Origin of the sequence: Streptomyces sp. PsTaAH-124, assembly GCF_000373685.1 — a bacterium.
GTDB lineage: Bacteria > Actinomycetota > Actinomycetes > Streptomycetales > Streptomycetaceae > Streptomyces > Streptomyces andamanensis.
In genome coordinates this window covers 134,198-148,400 of the sequence record NZ_KB892157.1, presented here as the reverse complement: position 1 = coordinate 148,400, position 14,203 = coordinate 134,198, and the positions used below count along the sequence as shown (strand labels likewise).

13 protein-coding genes are annotated in these 14,203 nt (G+C 74.3%); 9 read left to right on the top strand and 4 right to left on the bottom strand.

Annotated features, from left to right (window positions below; all coding sequences use genetic code 11):
- Positions 1-87 precede the first annotated feature (87 nt).
- Complete coding sequence (locus B086_RS0100575; RefSeq protein ID WP_018564471.1) at positions 88-1,314, top strand: arginine deiminase; 1,227 nt, start codon at positions 88-90, stop codon at positions 1,312-1,314.
- A 61-nt stretch (positions 1,315-1,375) separates the two neighbouring features.
- A complete protein-coding gene (gene argF, locus B086_RS0100570) occupies positions 1,376-2,389 on the top strand; it encodes an ornithine carbamoyltransferase (RefSeq protein WP_018564470.1) in 1,014 nt (337 codons plus the stop codon).
- Between the two features lie 57 nt (positions 2,390-2,446).
- Here the strand turns inward: argF and B086_RS0100565 are convergent, their stop codons facing one another.
- On the bottom strand, positions 2,447-2,920 hold the full coding sequence (locus B086_RS0100565) for an ATP-binding protein (protein WP_018564469.1): 474 nt from the start codon (positions 2,918-2,920) through the stop codon (positions 2,447-2,449).
- 330 nt (positions 2,921-3,250) lie between these two features.
- Here B086_RS0100565 and B086_RS0100560 point away from each other — a divergent pair, with 330 nt between their 5' ends.
- Together B086_RS0100560 and B086_RS0100555 are read left to right on the top strand one after the other, a co-directional pair.
- Positions 3,251-4,078 carry an enoyl-CoA hydratase family protein gene (locus B086_RS0100560; RefSeq protein ID WP_018564468.1) on the top strand — a complete coding sequence of 276 codons (828 nt, stop codon included), beginning with the start codon at positions 3,251-3,253 and terminating at the stop codon, positions 4,076-4,078.
- A 7-nt stretch (positions 4,079-4,085) separates the two neighbouring features.
- A complete protein-coding gene (locus B086_RS0100555) occupies positions 4,086-6,365 on the top strand; it encodes a bifunctional salicylyl-CoA 5-hydroxylase/oxidoreductase (RefSeq protein WP_018564467.1) in 2,280 nt (759 codons plus the stop codon).
- A gap of 12 nt (positions 6,366-6,377) precedes the next feature.
- Here B086_RS0100555 and B086_RS0100550 read toward each other — a convergent pair whose 3' ends face one another.
- A complete protein-coding gene (locus tag B086_RS0100550; RefSeq protein ID WP_018564466.1) occupies positions 6,378-7,202 on the bottom strand; it encodes a PaaX family transcriptional regulator C-terminal domain-containing protein in 825 nt (274 codons plus the stop codon).
- A 15-nt stretch (positions 7,203-7,217) separates the two neighbouring features.
- Entirely contained in the window at positions 7,218-8,936 is a 1,719-nt protein-coding gene (locus B086_RS38815; protein ID WP_018564465.1) for an AMP-binding protein, read from the bottom strand.
- A gap of 124 nt (positions 8,937-9,060) precedes the next feature.
- Between B086_RS38815 and B086_RS0100540 the strand changes: the two genes are divergently transcribed.
- From B086_RS0100540 to B086_RS0100520, 5 genes are all read left to right on the top strand, one after another.
- Positions 9,061-10,290, top strand: coding sequence for an acyl-CoA dehydrogenase family protein (locus tag B086_RS0100540; RefSeq protein ID WP_018564464.1), 1,230 nt, complete (start codon positions 9,061-9,063; stop codon positions 10,288-10,290).
- Positions 10,287-10,685, top strand: a complete 399-nt coding sequence (locus B086_RS0100535) for a RidA family protein (protein WP_018564463.1) — start codon at positions 10,287-10,289, stop codon at positions 10,683-10,685. The genes B086_RS0100540 and B086_RS0100535 overlap by 4 nt, the downstream gene beginning before the upstream one ends.
- 112 nt (positions 10,686-10,797) lie before the next feature.
- Positions 10,798-11,268: a DUF6299 family protein gene (locus B086_RS0100530; RefSeq protein WP_018564462.1), complete on the top strand. Its 471-nt coding sequence runs from the start codon at positions 10,798-10,800 to the stop codon at positions 11,266-11,268.
- Positions 11,269-11,431: 163 nt separating this feature from the next.
- On the top strand, positions 11,432-12,409 hold the full coding sequence (locus B086_RS0100525; RefSeq protein ID WP_018564461.1) for an ATP-grasp domain-containing protein: 978 nt from the start codon (positions 11,432-11,434) through the stop codon (positions 12,407-12,409).
- Positions 12,406-13,284 carry an ATP-grasp domain-containing protein gene (locus tag B086_RS0100520; protein ID WP_018564460.1) on the top strand — a complete coding sequence of 293 codons (879 nt, stop codon included), beginning with the start codon at positions 12,406-12,408 and terminating at the stop codon, positions 13,282-13,284. Before B086_RS0100525 ends, B086_RS0100520 begins: the two co-directional genes overlap by 4 nt.
- On the opposite strand, the gene B086_RS0100515 is transcribed toward B086_RS0100520, so the two are convergent.
- Complete coding sequence (locus tag B086_RS0100515) at positions 13,281-14,114, bottom strand: helix-turn-helix transcriptional regulator (RefSeq protein WP_106435995.1); 834 nt, start codon at positions 14,112-14,114, stop codon at positions 13,281-13,283. The two genes, B086_RS0100520 and B086_RS0100515, sit on opposite strands and share 4 nt — an antisense overlap.
- Positions 14,115-14,203 lie beyond the last annotated feature (89 nt).

Here is a 14,203-nt window from a genome sequence, read left to right as displayed (position 1 = left end):
GTTCCGGCCGCGCCCCCGGCCGGCGTACGCGCCGCGGAATCGGGGGAGCGGGGGGTGAAGCCGCCCGGCAGTGGTCAGGATGGAGGCATGGGATTCCATGTCGACTCCGAGGCCGGGCGGCTGCGCCGCGTCATCCTGCACCGCCCGGACCTGGAGCTCAAGAGGCTCACCCCCAGCAACAAGGACGCCCTTCTCTTCGACGACGTGCTGTGGGTGCGCCGGGCGCGCGCCGAGCACGACGGGTTCGCCGACGTGCTGCGCGACCGCGGGGTCGCCGTGCACCTCTTCGGCGAGCTGCTGACCGAGACGATGGGGATCGCCCCGGCCCGGTCGCTGGTCCTGGACCGCGTCTTCGACGAGAAGGAGTACGGCCCGCTCGCCACCGACCACCTGCGGGCCGCGTTCGAGACGCTGGACGCGCGGGAACTGGCCGAGGCGCTGGTCGGCGGCATGACCAAGCGGGAGTTCCTGGCCGGGCACGCCGAGCCCGCCTCCGTGCGGTTCCACGTCATGGACCTGGACGACTTCCTGCTGGACCCGCTGCCCAACCACCTCTTCACCCGCGACACCTCCGCCTGGATCTACGACGGCGTCTCCATCAACGCCATGCGGCTGCCCGCCCGGCAGCGCGAGACCGTGCACTTCGAGGCGATCTACCGCCACCACCCGCTCTTCGCCGACGAGGCGTTCCACCTGTGGTCGCAGGGGCAGGCCGACTACCCGTCCACCATCGAGGGCGGGGACGTGCTGGTCATCGGCAACGGAGCGGTGCTCATCGGGATGAGCGAGCGCACCACCCCGCAGGCCGTGGAGATGCTGGCGCACAAGCTGTTCGCCGCCGGTTCGGCGCGCACCATCGTGGCCCTCGACATGCCCAAGCGGCGCGCGTTCATGCACCTGGACACGGTGATGACCATGATCGGCGCGGACACCTTCACCCAGTACGCCGGGCTCGGCATGCTCCGCTCGTACACCATCGAGCCGGGCGTGGGCGACAAGGAGCTGAAGGTCACCGACCATCCGCCCGAGCACATGCACCGGGCGATCGCCGCCGCGCTCGGCCTGGACGAGATCCGGGTGCTGACCGCGACCCAGGACGTGCACGCGGCCGAGCGCGAGCAGTGGGACGACGGCTGCAACGTGCTCGCGGTGGAGCCGGGCGTGGTCGTCGCCTACGAGCGCAACGCCACCACCAACACCCATCTGCGCAAACAGGGCATCGAGGTGATCGAGATCCCCGGCAGCGAGCTGGGCCGGGGCCGGGGCGGGCCGCGCTGCATGAGCTGTCCCGTGGAGCGGGAGCCCATCGCATAGAAATTCTGAGCCTCGTATAGAATTCCAACAGTCCCTGTCCCTCATCTGTTGGAGCGCCCCCATGGCGACAGTCCCGACCGCCCTCGCCGGCCGCCACTTCCTCAAGGAGCTGGACCTCACCGGGGAGGAGTTCCGCGGTCTGATCGAGCTGGCCGCCGAGCTGAAGGCGGCCAAGAAGGCCGGGACGGAGACGCGCCACCTCACCGGGCGGAACATCGCGCTGATCTTCGAGAAGACCTCGACCCGCACCCGCTGCGCGTTCGAGGTCGCCGCCGCCGACCAGGGCGCCTCGACCACGTATCTCGACTCGTCCGGGTCGCAGATCGGGCACAAGGAGTCCCTGAAGGACACCGCCCGGGTGCTCGGCCGGATGTTCGACGCGATCGAGTTCCGCGGGGACAGCCAGGCGGCCGTCGAGGAGCTGGCCGCGCACGCCGGTGTGCCCGTCTACAACGGGCTCACCGACGACTGGCACCCCACCCAGATGCTCGCCGACGTGCTCACCATGACCGAGCACAGCGCGCGGCCGCTCACCGAGACCGCCTTCGCCTACCTCGGCGACGCCCGCTTCAACATGGGCAACTCCTATCTGGTCACCGGCGCCCTGCTCGGCATGGACGTCCGGCTCGTCGCCCCGAAGGCGTACTGGCCCGCCCAGGACGTCGTCGACCGGGCGCGCGAGCTGGCCGCCGCCAGCGGGGCCCGGATCACCCTCACCGAGTCCGTGGAGGAGGGTGTGCGCGGCGCCGGCTTCGTCGCCACCGACGTCTGGGTCTCCATGGGCGAGCCCAAGGACGTCTGGGCCGAGCGCATCGAGGCGCTGGGCCCGTACGCGGTGACCATGGACGTGCTGCGCGCCACCGGCGAGCCGGACGTGAAGTTCCTGCACTGCCTGCCCGCCTTCCACGACCTCGGCACCGCGGTCGGCCGGGAGATCCACGAGCGCTACGGGCTGCGCTCGCTGGAGGTCACCGACGAGGTCTTCGAGTCGGCGCACTCGGTCGTCTTCGACGAGGCCGAGAACCGCCTGCACACCATCAAGGCGGTCCTGGTCGCCACCCTGGCGCGCGGCTGACCCCCGCCCGGCCGGTCTCCCCGGTCTCCCCGATCTCCCCGGTCTCCCCGGCGCCGCTCACGCGGGGCGCGGCTCCCGGGGCGGCGCGGCCAGCCGGAACCACACCGCCTTGCCCGACGCGGTCGGCCGGTGCCCGCAGGACGAGCTGAGCGCCCGGATCAGCAGCAGACCGCGCCCGTCCTCCCGCCACGGATCGGGCGGGGCGAGACCGGGCCGGGTCAGCGCGGCGGGCGGCGCCGGGTCCGGATCGCGCACCTCGACCCGGCAGCCGCCCGGCTCCAGCTCCAGCAGCAGCTCTATCGGGCCGCCGCCCCCGGTGTGCTCCACGGCGTTGGCGACCAGTTCGGCCGTGAGCAGCTCCGCGGTGTCGCTGTCGGCCGTGTGCTCCCGTTCGGCCAGCGCCGTACGGACCAGGGCGCGGGCCACCGGGACGGCGGCGGCCGAGTGCGGCAGCGCGATGCGCCAGGCGGAGGCGGGGGGCTCGTGCAACGTGTGTCCGTTCATGACGCAGGCCGCACCGGTGGTCACCATCAGGCTGTCCTGCTCTCGACGAGGGGAATGGTACGGGGGCCGTCGGCGGCGGCTCTCGGTGCCCTCCGTGCCGGGACCCGGGCCCCGGCACGGACGCACTACCCCTGGGAACGCCTCTCCCGCCCGGCGCCCTCCCGCCGTTACCGCCCCATCGAGGAGCTGTGACGAAGCCCCGGGCGGCGGCCACATTGTCACAGGCTCTATCGCGCCCTCGTGACGACGGTCACGGATGAGTGATAGCTTCGGGGGAGCGCCGGGCGCGGCACCACCGGCGCCGGACGACCCGGAAGCCCTGGACGAAACGGACAGCCGCCGAGGAGGCCGTACGTCATGAGTCCCTTCACCGGTTCCGCCGCCCGCACCTCCGCGTGGCGCCATCTGCGCGTGGCGGAGGACGACGGCGTCGCCACGGTCACCCTGGCCCGCCCCGACAAGCTCAACGCCCTCACCTTCGGCGCCTACGCCGACCTGCGCGACCTGCTCGCCGAGCTGTCCCGGGAGCGGGCCGTGCGCGCCCTGGTGCTGGCCGGGGAGGGGCGCGGCTTCTGCTCGGGCGGCGATGTCGACGAGATCATCGGCGCCACTCTGGCCATGGACACCGCCGAACTGCTCGACTTCAACCGGATGACCGGCCAGGTGGTCCGCGCCGTGCGCGAGTGCCCGTTCCCGGTGGTCGCGGCCGTGCACGGCGTCGCGGCGGGCGCCGGGGCCGTGCTGGCGCTGGCCGCCGACTTCCGCGTCGCCGACCCCAGCGCCCGCTTCGCCTTCCTGTTCACCCGTGTCGGCCTGTCCGGCGGCGACATGGGCGCCGCCTATCTGCTGCCCCGCGTGGTCGGCCTCGGCCACGCCACCCGGCTGCTGATGCTCGGCGAGCCGGTCCGCGCCCCCGAGGCCGAACGCATCGGCCTGATCAGCGAGTTGACCGAGGAGGGGCACGCCGACGAGGCGGCCGGGGCCCTGGCCCGCCGGCTGGCCGACGGCCCCGCCCTCGCCCACGCCCAGACCAAGGCCCTGCTCACCGCCGAGCTGGACATGCCGCTGTCGGCCGCCGTGGAGCTGGACGCCGCCACCCAGGCCCTGCTGATGAACGGCGCGGACTACGCCGAGTTCCACGCCGCCTTCACCGAGAAGCGCCCGCCGAAGTGGCAGGGGAGGTGAGCGGGCGATGACCGCCGCGAGGCGGGTCGCCGTCATCGGCGGCGGACCCGGCGGGCTCTACACGGCGGCCCTGCTGAAACGGCTCGATCCGGCCCGCGAGATCACCCTCTGGGAGCGCAACGCCCCCGATGACACCTTCGGGTTCGGCGTCGTGCTCTCCGACGAGACCCTCGGCGGCATCGAGCACGCCGACCCGGCCGTCCACCGCTCGCTCCAGCGGGAGTTCGTCCGCTGGGACGCCATCGACGTCGTCCACCGGGGCACCCGGCACACCTCCGGCGGCCACGGCTTCGCCGCCCTCGGCCGCCATCGCCTGCTGCGGATCCTGCACGACCGCTGCCGCGAACTCGGCGTCGACCTGCGCTTTCGCACCCCGGCTCCCGAGACGGACCGGCTGATCCGCGAGTACGACCTCGTCGTCGCCGCCGACGGGGTGCACAGCGCCGTCCGCACCGCCCACGCCGATGTGTTCCGGCCCCGGATCACCGGCCACCGCTGCCGCTACATCTGGCTCGCCGCCGACTTCGCCTTCGACGCCTTCCGCTTCGAGATCGCCGAGACCGAGCACGGCGTGATGCAGCTGCACGGCTACCCCTACGCGGCGGACGCGTCCACCGTGATCGTCGAGATGCGCGAAGAGGTGTGGCGGGCCGCCGGGTTCGACGCCCTGGACGAACAGGGCTCCGTCGAGCGCTGCGCCAAGATCTTCGCCGAAGCGCTCGGCGGACGCCCGCTGCGCTCGCGCGACTCGGCCTGGACCACCTTCCGCACGGTGGTCAACGAGCGCTGGTCGCACGGGAATCTGGTGCTGCTCGGCGACGCCGCGCACACCGCACACTTCTCCATCGGCTCCGGCACCAAACTCGCCGTCGAGGACGCCCTCGCGCTCACCGCCCACCTCTCCGAACAGCCCACGCCGGAACAGGCGTTGACGGCCTACGAGCAGGAGCGGGCCCCGGTCGTCGCCTCCACCCAGCGCGCCGCGCGGGCCAGCCTGGAGTGGTTCGAGAACCTCGCCCTGTACCTCGACCGGCCGCCCCGCCAGTTCGCCTTCAACCTGCTCACCCGCAGCCGCCGCGTCACCCACGGCAATCTGCGGCTGCGCGACGCCGCCTTCACCGAGTCCGTGGAGCGCGAGTTCGGCTGCCCGCCCGGCACCCCCCCGATGTTCACCCCGTTCCGGCTGCGCGGACTGACCCTGCGCAACCGGGTCGTCGTCTCGCCGATGGACATGTACTCCGCGGTCGACGGCGTGCCCGGCGACTTCCACCTGGTGCACCTGGGTGCCCGTGCCCTGGGCGGCGCGGGCCTGGTGATGACCGAGATGGTGTGCGTGAGCCCCGAGGGGCGGATCACCCCCGGCTGCGCCGGTCTGTGGACCGGACGGCAGACCGAGTCCTGGCGGCGGATCACCGACTTCGTGCACCGGCAGGCACCCGGCACCGCGATCGGCGTCCAGCTCGGCCACAGCGGACGCAAGGGCTCGACCCGGCTGATGTGGGAGGGCATGGACGAGCCGCTGCCCGAGGGCAACTGGCCGCTGGTGGCCGCCTCCCCGCTGCCGTACACGCCCCGCAGCCAGGTCCCGCGCGAGCTCACCCGGGCCCAGCTCACCGATGTCCGCGAGCAGTTCACCTCCGCCGCCTGGCGCGCCGCGCGGGCCGGTTTCGACCTGCTCGAACTGCACTGCGCCCACGGCTATCTGCTCTCCGGCTTCCTCTCACCGCTGACCAACCACCGCACCGACGCCTACGGCGGCTCCTTGGACAAGCGGCTGCGCTTCCCGCTGGAGGTCTTCGACGCGGTGCGCGCGGTGTGGCCCGAGGAACGGCCCATGACCGTACGCGTCTCCGCCACCGACTGGGCCGAGGGCGGCACCGGAGCCGAGGACGCCGTGGCCATCGCCCGCGCCTTCGCCGCGCACGGCGCCGACGCCGTCGACGTCTCCACCGGACAGGTGGTCGCCGACGAGCGGCCCGAGTTCGGGCGCTCGTACCAGACGCCCTTCGCCGACCGCATCCGCAACGAGGCCGGGGTCCCGGTGATCGCGGTCGGCGCGATCTCCTCCTGGGACGACGTCAACTCCCTGATCCTGGCCGGGCGCACGGACCTGTGCGCGCTGGCCCGCCCGCATCTGTACGACCCGCACTGGACCCTGCACGCCGCAGCCGAACAGGGCTACCAGGGCCCCGGCGCCGTCTGGCCCGCCCCCTACCGCGCGGGCAGCAGACCCCCGCGCACCGGCCGCGCGGACGACCCCGCGCCCCGCGTCACGCCGGGCGGTTGACGGGGCCCGCCCTCAGGCCAGATCGGCGAACTCGGCGCCCGCGTCCCGCAGTCGCTCGTGCAGCCCCCGGAAGACGGCGGCCGAGCGGGCGCCGGGCCAGCCGGCCGGGAGCAGCCGGGCCGGCAGACCCGGGTCGGTGTAGGGCAGATGGCGCCAGGAGTCCAGGGCGAGGAGGTAGTCGCGGTACGCCTCCTCGGGCGGGGTGTCCACCCGCCGCTCCCACGCCCGCAGCACGCCCGCGTGCCGGTCCAGGAACGCCTCGTGCTCCGCGGCGATCGCCGCCAGGTCCCACCAGCGGCCCACCGCCTCGGCGGTCGGCGCGAACCCCAGGTGCTCGCCGCGGAAGAAGTCCACGTACGCGTCCAGCCGCAGCCGCCGCAGCGTGTGCCGGGTCTCCTCGTGCAGCCGGGCCGGGGCGATCCACACGCCCGGCGCCGCCGTGCCGAAGCCGAGCCCGGCCAGCCGGGAGCGCAGCACATGGCGCTTCTGCCGCTCCGACTCCGGTACGGAGAACACCGCCAGCACCCAGCCCGCGTCGTCCGGCGGCGCCCCGGCGTACACACGGCGGTCGCCGTCCTCCAGCAACTGCCGTGCCTCCGCCGAGAGTTCGTAGCCCGCCGCGCCCTGCGCGGTGCGCGCGGGGAGCAGCAGCCCGCGGCGCTTGAGCCGGGACACCGAGGAGCGCACGGACGGCGCGTCCACCCCGACAGCGGCCAGCAGCCGGATCAGTTCGGCGACCGGCACCGGGCCGGGCGCGAAGCGGCCGTACGCCCCGTAGAGCGTGACGATGAGGGACCTCGGGGCATGCGGTACGGGCTGCTCGGACACGTTGATCATTTTAGGTCGTCGTGGTCACCGCTGGTCATCGGCGTCCGGGTCGGCGTCCGCGGCCCCGCCGCCGGCCGTGCGCAGCCGGAAGCGCTGGAGCTTGCCGGTGGCCGTGCGCGGCAGGGCGTCCAGGAACACGATCTCGCGCGGGCACTTGTACGGCGCCAGCTCGGACTTGACGAAGGCGCGCAGCGCCTCCGCGTCCCGGTCCGCGCCCCGCCGCAGCACGGCGTAGGCCACCACCACCTCGCCACGCGCGTCGTCGGGCCGTCCCACCACCGCCGCCTCGACCACGTCCGGGTGGCGCAGCAGGGCGTCCTCGACCTCCGGCCCGGCGATGTTGTACCCGGCCGAGATGATCATGTCGTCGGCGCGGGCGACGTAGCGGAAGTACCCGTCGGAGTCGCGGACATAGGTGTCCCCGGTGAGGTTCCAGCCGTCGCGCACGTACGCGTGCTGCCGCGGGTCCGCCAGATAGCGGCAGCCGACGGGCCCCTGGACGGCGAGCAGTCCCGGCTCCCCGTCGGGCACCGGCCGGCCGTACTCGTCCTGCACGCGCGCGTGCCACCCCGGTACGGGCCGTCCGGTCGCGCCGGGTCTGATGTCGTCGTCGGCGGCCGAGACGAAGATGTGCAGCAGCTCGGTGGCGCCGATTCCGTTGATGATGCGCAGGCCGGTGCGCTCGTGCCAGGCGTGCCAGGTGGCCGCGGGCAGGTTCTCGCCCGCCGAGACGCAGCGGCGCAGCGAGGAGAGGTCCTGGCTGCCGAGCCGGTCGAGCATCGTGCGGTAGGCGGTGGGGGCGGTGAACAGCACGGACACCCGGTGCTCGGCGACGGCCGCGAGCAACTGCTCGGGCCGGGCCTGTTCGAGCAGCAGGGCGCTGGCGCCCGCCCGCAGCGGGAAGACCACCAGACCGCCGAGTCCGAAGGTGAACCCGAGCGGGGGACTGCCCGCGAACAGGTCGTCCGCGCGCGGCCTGAGCACATGGCGGGAGAAGGTGTCCGCGATGGCCAGGACGTCCCGGTGGAAGTGCACACAGCCCTTGGGCCGCCCGGTCGTGCCGGAGGTGAACGCGATGAGCGCCACGTCGTCGGCGGCGGTGTCCACCGCCCGGAAGGGCACCTCGGACACGGCGCGGCGCAGCAGGTCGTCGGGCGCGTCGCCGCCGTACGCGGTGATGGAGAGCCCGGGGACCTCCGCCTTGACCAGGTCGTCGACGGCCCGTACGTCGCACAGCGCGTGCCGGACCCGGGCGATCTCGCAGATCGTGCGCAGTTCGTGGGCCCGCTGCTGGGCCAGCACGGTGACGGCGACGGCGCCCGCCTTGAGGACGGCGAGCCAGCAGGCGGCCAGCCAGGGCGTGGTCGGCCCGCGCAGCAGCACCCGGTTGCCGGGCACCACACCGAGGTCGGTGGTGAGGACCCGCGCGATGCGGTCGACGTGGGCGCGCAGGTCGGCGTACGTCCAGACCGCTCCCGCGGGCGTGCGGAACACCGGGCGCGTGCCGGGGGCGCCGGCCGGGTCGAGGAGTTCGGCGGCGCAGTTCAGCCGGTCCGGGTAGCGCAGCTCCGGCAGTTCGAAGCGCAGCCGCGGCCACTGGTCCGGTGGCGGCAGATGGTCGCGCGCGAAGGTGTCGGCGTGGGCCGAGGGAACCGGCGGCCGCAGGCCGCCCCCGGCACTGGCGGACTCGGTCTCCCCGATGTCCGCCCTGGCCTCGTCCCAGCTGGGATCTGTCGGGTTCATGGCGGTTCGCCCCCTTGTCGTGGTGGGCTCGCACAGGGAGCGTATCGTGTTGATGACGACAGTCAACGGGGCGCGATACGGTGGCCGTGGACCCCGGTCGCCCCGGGGGAGGGAGGACCGGCGAATGCCCGCATTCTCGCTCGAACCGGACCGGATCGCCTGGTGTGCCGAACTGCGCGCACTGGCCGCCGGACGGCTGCGGCCCCTCGCGGAGAAGGGCGCGCCGGGCCGCGTCAACCGCCCGCTCCTCGCCGAGCTGGGCCGCCTCGGCTTGCTCGAACACCTGTTCACTTCCGGCGCGCTGGACCTCTGTCTGATGCGCGAGTCCCTCGCCCGGAGCTGCACCGAGGCCGAGACCGCCCTCGCCCTCCAGGGCCTGGGCGCCCATCCGGTCCACGCCCATGGCACCCCGGCCCAGCGCGCCCGCTGGCTGCCCGCGGTGGCGGCGGGCGAGGCGGTGGCGGCGTTCGCGCTGAGCGAGCCGGGAGCGGGCTCGGACGCGGCGGCCCTGGCCCTGCGCGCGGAGCCGGAGGCGGGCACCGCACCGGAGGCGGACGGCCGGGGGGAGCAGCGCGGGACCACCGCCCCGGACGGCACCGGCGGGTCCCTCGCCGCCCGCCCCGACGGCCCCCGCCGCTGGCGGCTCACCGGGACCAAGTGCTGGATCTCCAACGCCCCCGAGGCCGATCTCTACACCGTCTTCGCCCGCACCACGCCCGGCGCCGGTGCCCGGGGCGTGACCGCGTTCCTGGTCCCGGCCGACCGCCCCGGCCTCACCGGCAGCGCCCTGGAGATGCTCTCCCCGCACCCCGTCGGCACACTCGACTTCGACGGCGTCCCCGTCACCGGCGACGACCTGCTCGGCGAGCCGGACCGGGGGTTCCGGGTCGCGATGGGCACCCTCAACCTGTTCCGCCCGAGCGTCGGCGCGTTCGCCGTCGGGATGGCACAGGCGGCGCTGGAGGCGACCGTGGCGCACACCGCGCGGCGCGACGCCTTCGGCGGCAGGCTGAGCGACCTCCAGGCCGTCGCCCACCGGGTGGCCGAGATGTCCCTGCGCACGGAGGCGGCCCGCCTGATGGTGTACGCGGCGGCCACCGCGTACGACGCCGGGGACCCGGACGTGCCCCGGCGCTCGGCCATGGCCAAACTCCTCGCCACCGAGACCGCGCAGTACGTCGTCGACGCGGCCGTCCAGCTGCACGGCGCCCGCGCCCTGTGCCGCGGCCACCTCCTCGAACACCTCTACCGCGAGGTGCGCGCGCCCCGGATCTACGAGGGCGCCAGCGAGGTCCAGCGCTCGATCATCGCCAAGGAGACCTACGCCCGGCTCACGAGCGAGGAGGCCCTGTGACCGTCCGGCGCGTCAACCCGCCCGAGCTGTCCCCGCCCACCGGCTTCTCGCACGCCGTCGTCGCCACCGGCTCCCGCGTGGTGTTCCTGGCCGGGCAGACCGCGCTGGACGCGGACGGCAAGGTGACCGGCACCACCCTGCCCGAGCAGTTCGCGACGGCCCTGACCAACCTCCTCACCGCCCTGCGCGCCGCCGGCGGCACCCCCGCCGACCTCGCCCGCGTCACCGTCTACGCCACCGACGTCGCCGCCTACCGCGCCCACGCGTCCGCCCTCGGCCGCCTCTGGCGCGAACTGGCGGGCCGCGACTACCCGGCGATGGCGGTCGTGCAGGTCGTCCGCCTGTGGGACGAGGAGGCGATGGTGGAGATCGACGGCCTCGCGGTCCTCGCCTGACGCCACAGGGGCGCGGACTCGCCACCGAAGGGGTGAGGATCACGGCGGAACGCCGGGCCGCCGGGTACCAGTGGAGGCCCCCGTTCCGCTCACCCGCCCCGGGAGGCACCCGATGTCCCTCACCCCGGTACGACCTCTGCTCGGCGCCCTCGGACTGGCCGCCGCCGCGCTGCTCCTGAGCGCACCGCACGCGGCGACGGCCGCGGACGGCACCGGCACCGAAACCGGCACCGGCACCGGCACTGACACCGTCACCGTCGACCCGACCGCCCGCCTGGCCGCCGACGGCACCGTCACGCTCTCCGGCACCTACCGCTGCACCGGCGCCGACGGCCCGGTCTTCGTCAGCTCCGCCCTCAGCAGAAACGACTCACCCACCCGCTACGGCATCGGCGGCACCCGCGCGGTCTGCGACGGCGCCCGGCACACCTGGTCCAACACGGGCACCCCTGCCAACGCCCTGGACCCGGGCGCCGCCCGCGTCGAGGCCACCGTCATGGAACTCACCACCCGGGGCGGACTGCCGCTGATGCCCCGCTTCCACGCGGTCGGACAGCGGGACGTCACCCTGACCCGCGTCTGAGCCCCGGCCGCACCACGGCACGGCGGCCTCCCCGCCTCCCCGCGCACCCGGGCGGGGAAGCCGCCACCCGCCCGCCTGACGGTCCATGACATCCTGTGTCGCCACAGGACGTCACAGGGCACCGGCGACAAGGGCCGGCGCCCGGCGGTTACGGGGAAGATCGATGAAGCTCTGCTTTCTGGTGGAGGAGCAGTACCGCCGCGACGGCATGCCGGTCGAGGTGATCCGCCGGCTGACCTCCTGGGGACACCAGGTGGACGTGGTGCGGCCGGGCGGCTCCCTGCTGGACATGACGGAGGAACTGCGCACCGGCGCCCACGACGCCTGGGTGCTCAAGACGGTCTCCGGCGGCCCGGGGCTCACCCTGCTCGAAGCCGCGGCCGCCGCCGGGACGACCACCGTCAACGACGCCCGCTCCATACGCGGCGTACGCGACAAGGCCCTCGCCGCCGCCATCGGCCGCAGCCGCGGACTCCCGCTGCCCCGGACGTACGCGGCGGCCCGCCCCGAACTGCTCGCCGAGATAGCGCCGTCCGAGTACCCGCTCGTCGTCAAGCCCGCCGACGGCAGCTCGGGCCGGGCGGTGCACCTGGTCCCCTCGCCGGACCGGCTCGCCGCGCTCCTGCCCGAACTGGCCGGTGAGGGCCTGCTCATCGCCCAGCCGTACGTGCCCAACCCGGGCACCGACGTCAAGGTGTACAGCGTCGCCGGTGAGCTGTACGCGACCGAGCGCCGCTCCCCGCTCCACCCCGAACACGCCCTGCGCGAACGCCGCGTACCGCTGTCGGCGGAGGTCGCCGCGCTGGCCGCCCGGGTCGGCGCCGTCTACGGCCTCGACCTGTACGGCGTGGACGTGGTGCTCGGCCCGGACGGTCCCGTGGTCGTCGACGTGAACGACTTCCCGAGCTTCCGCCAGGTCCCCGACGCGGTGTCCCGCGTCGCCCGCGCCGTACTCGAACTGGCCGCCCGCACGGACGCCCCGACCGCCGCGCCCGCGCCCGGACTCGACGCCGTCCCCGTCCCCGGCCCCGACACCGGTCCCGCGGTGCAGCGGACCGGGGCGCCCGCCGCGCCCGCGCTGCCGGTGGCACTGCCCCACCTGCCCGGACAGGTCCCCGTCACGGTGGGCGAGACCGCATGAGGATCGCCCTGGTCACCGCGGACCCCGGCCACCCCCTGCTGGCCGACGCGACCGCGCTGCTCACCCCCGCACACCAGGTGGACGTCCTGCACCCGGAGACGGCCGACGCCGCCGGCCCGCTCGCCGACGTCTACCTCCTCAAGGCGCGCACACCCCGCGCCCTCGGCCTCGCCCGCGCACTGGAGCGGCGCGGCGCACCCGTGGTCAACTCGGCCGCGGCGACGGCGCTGTGCCAGGACCGCTCGGCCATGGCCGAGCACGCCCGGCGCGCCGGACTGCCCTTCGCGGCCACCCGCACCCTCGCCACGCTCGCCGAACTGGCCGCCGGACCACCGCTGTCCGCACCCGTGGTGATCAAGAGCCGGCACAGCAGGCGGCACGACCTGGTGGCCCGCGTCGACGGCGCCGCACCGCTGGCCCGGCTCGCCGCCGCGCACCCGCGAGAACCGGTCGTCGTCCAGGACTTCGCGCCCAACAGCGGCTGGGACCACAAACTCTGGGTGGTGGGCGACCGCCTCTTCGCCGCCCTGCGCCGCTCCGAACTCTCCCCCGAGGGACGGGGACCCACCGTGCCGCTCGCCGCGGACGCCCTGCCGCCCGGCTGGGCCGCCCTCGCCCACCGGGTCGGCGAGGTCTTCGCCCTGGAGGTCTACGGCGTCGACATCATCGACCGGGGCGACGGCACCGCCCTGATCGTCGACATCAACGCCTTCCCCGGAGCCCGCGGCCAGGCGGGCGCCCCCGAGGCACTGGCGGCCCTGGCCCTGTCGGTGGCCGCCACGGCACGGCGGCGGCCGGTCACCGGCACCGCCCCGGGAAGCACCTCGCTCCCGGCACGGCCCGCGAGCCCGGCACGCCCCGGGGACAGGCCCTAGAGCAGCGCCTCCTGCGGGGAATCGGCGACCAGCCGGGCCAGCGACCGCTCGTCCGTCTCGGACGCGGGCATGAAGACCACCAGGTGCTGGCCGGGCGCCTCCGCCACATCCAGTTTGGTGTAGTTGAGATCCAGCCGCCCGGCCGTCGGATGGCTGAAGCGCTTCATGGTCGGCCGGAACGCCCGTACGGGATGCTCGGACCACAGGGCGCGGAACTGGCTGCTGGAGCGGGTCAGCGTGTCGATCAGCGCGGCGGTGCGCGGATCGTCGGGGTGCTGCCCGACGGCGATGCGGAACTGGCCGAGGATGTCACGCACCTCGTTCTGCCAGTCGACCAGGAGCGACTGCATCTGCGGGCGGGTGAACAGCAGCCAGATGCTGTTGCGTTCCTCCTGCGGCAGCTGTTCCAGACCGCCCACCAGGGAGGCGTAGCCGCGGTTGGCGGCCAGCACGTCCCAGCGGTCGTTGATGACGTGCGCCGGGTTGGGGTCGAGGGTCTGCACCAGCTTGCGCAGGGTCGGGTGGACCGTCGCGGGCCGCGGCGGCTCGACCGGCAGCGCCGTCTCCGCCAGGGTGAACAGGTGCCGCCGCTCGTCCGGGGTGAGCTGGAGCGTCTGGGCGAGCGCTTCCAGGACCTGGCGGCTCACCCGGATGTCCCGGCCCTGCTCCAGCCAGGTGTACCAGGTCAGGCTGACACCGGAGAGCTGGGCGACCTCCTCGCGGCGCAGTCCCGGGGTGCGGCGGCGCGGTCCTGGGTTCAGCCCGAGCTGTTCGGGGGAGAGTGCTTCGCGTCGGGACCTGAGGAACGCCGCCAGAAGTTCTCGCTGCATGCCGGCCATCCAAGCATCCGCCTTCCGGGCGTGTCCTGGTGGTCATTACACCAGCATGATTGGCCCTCTGTACCCCCATCACGACAAGC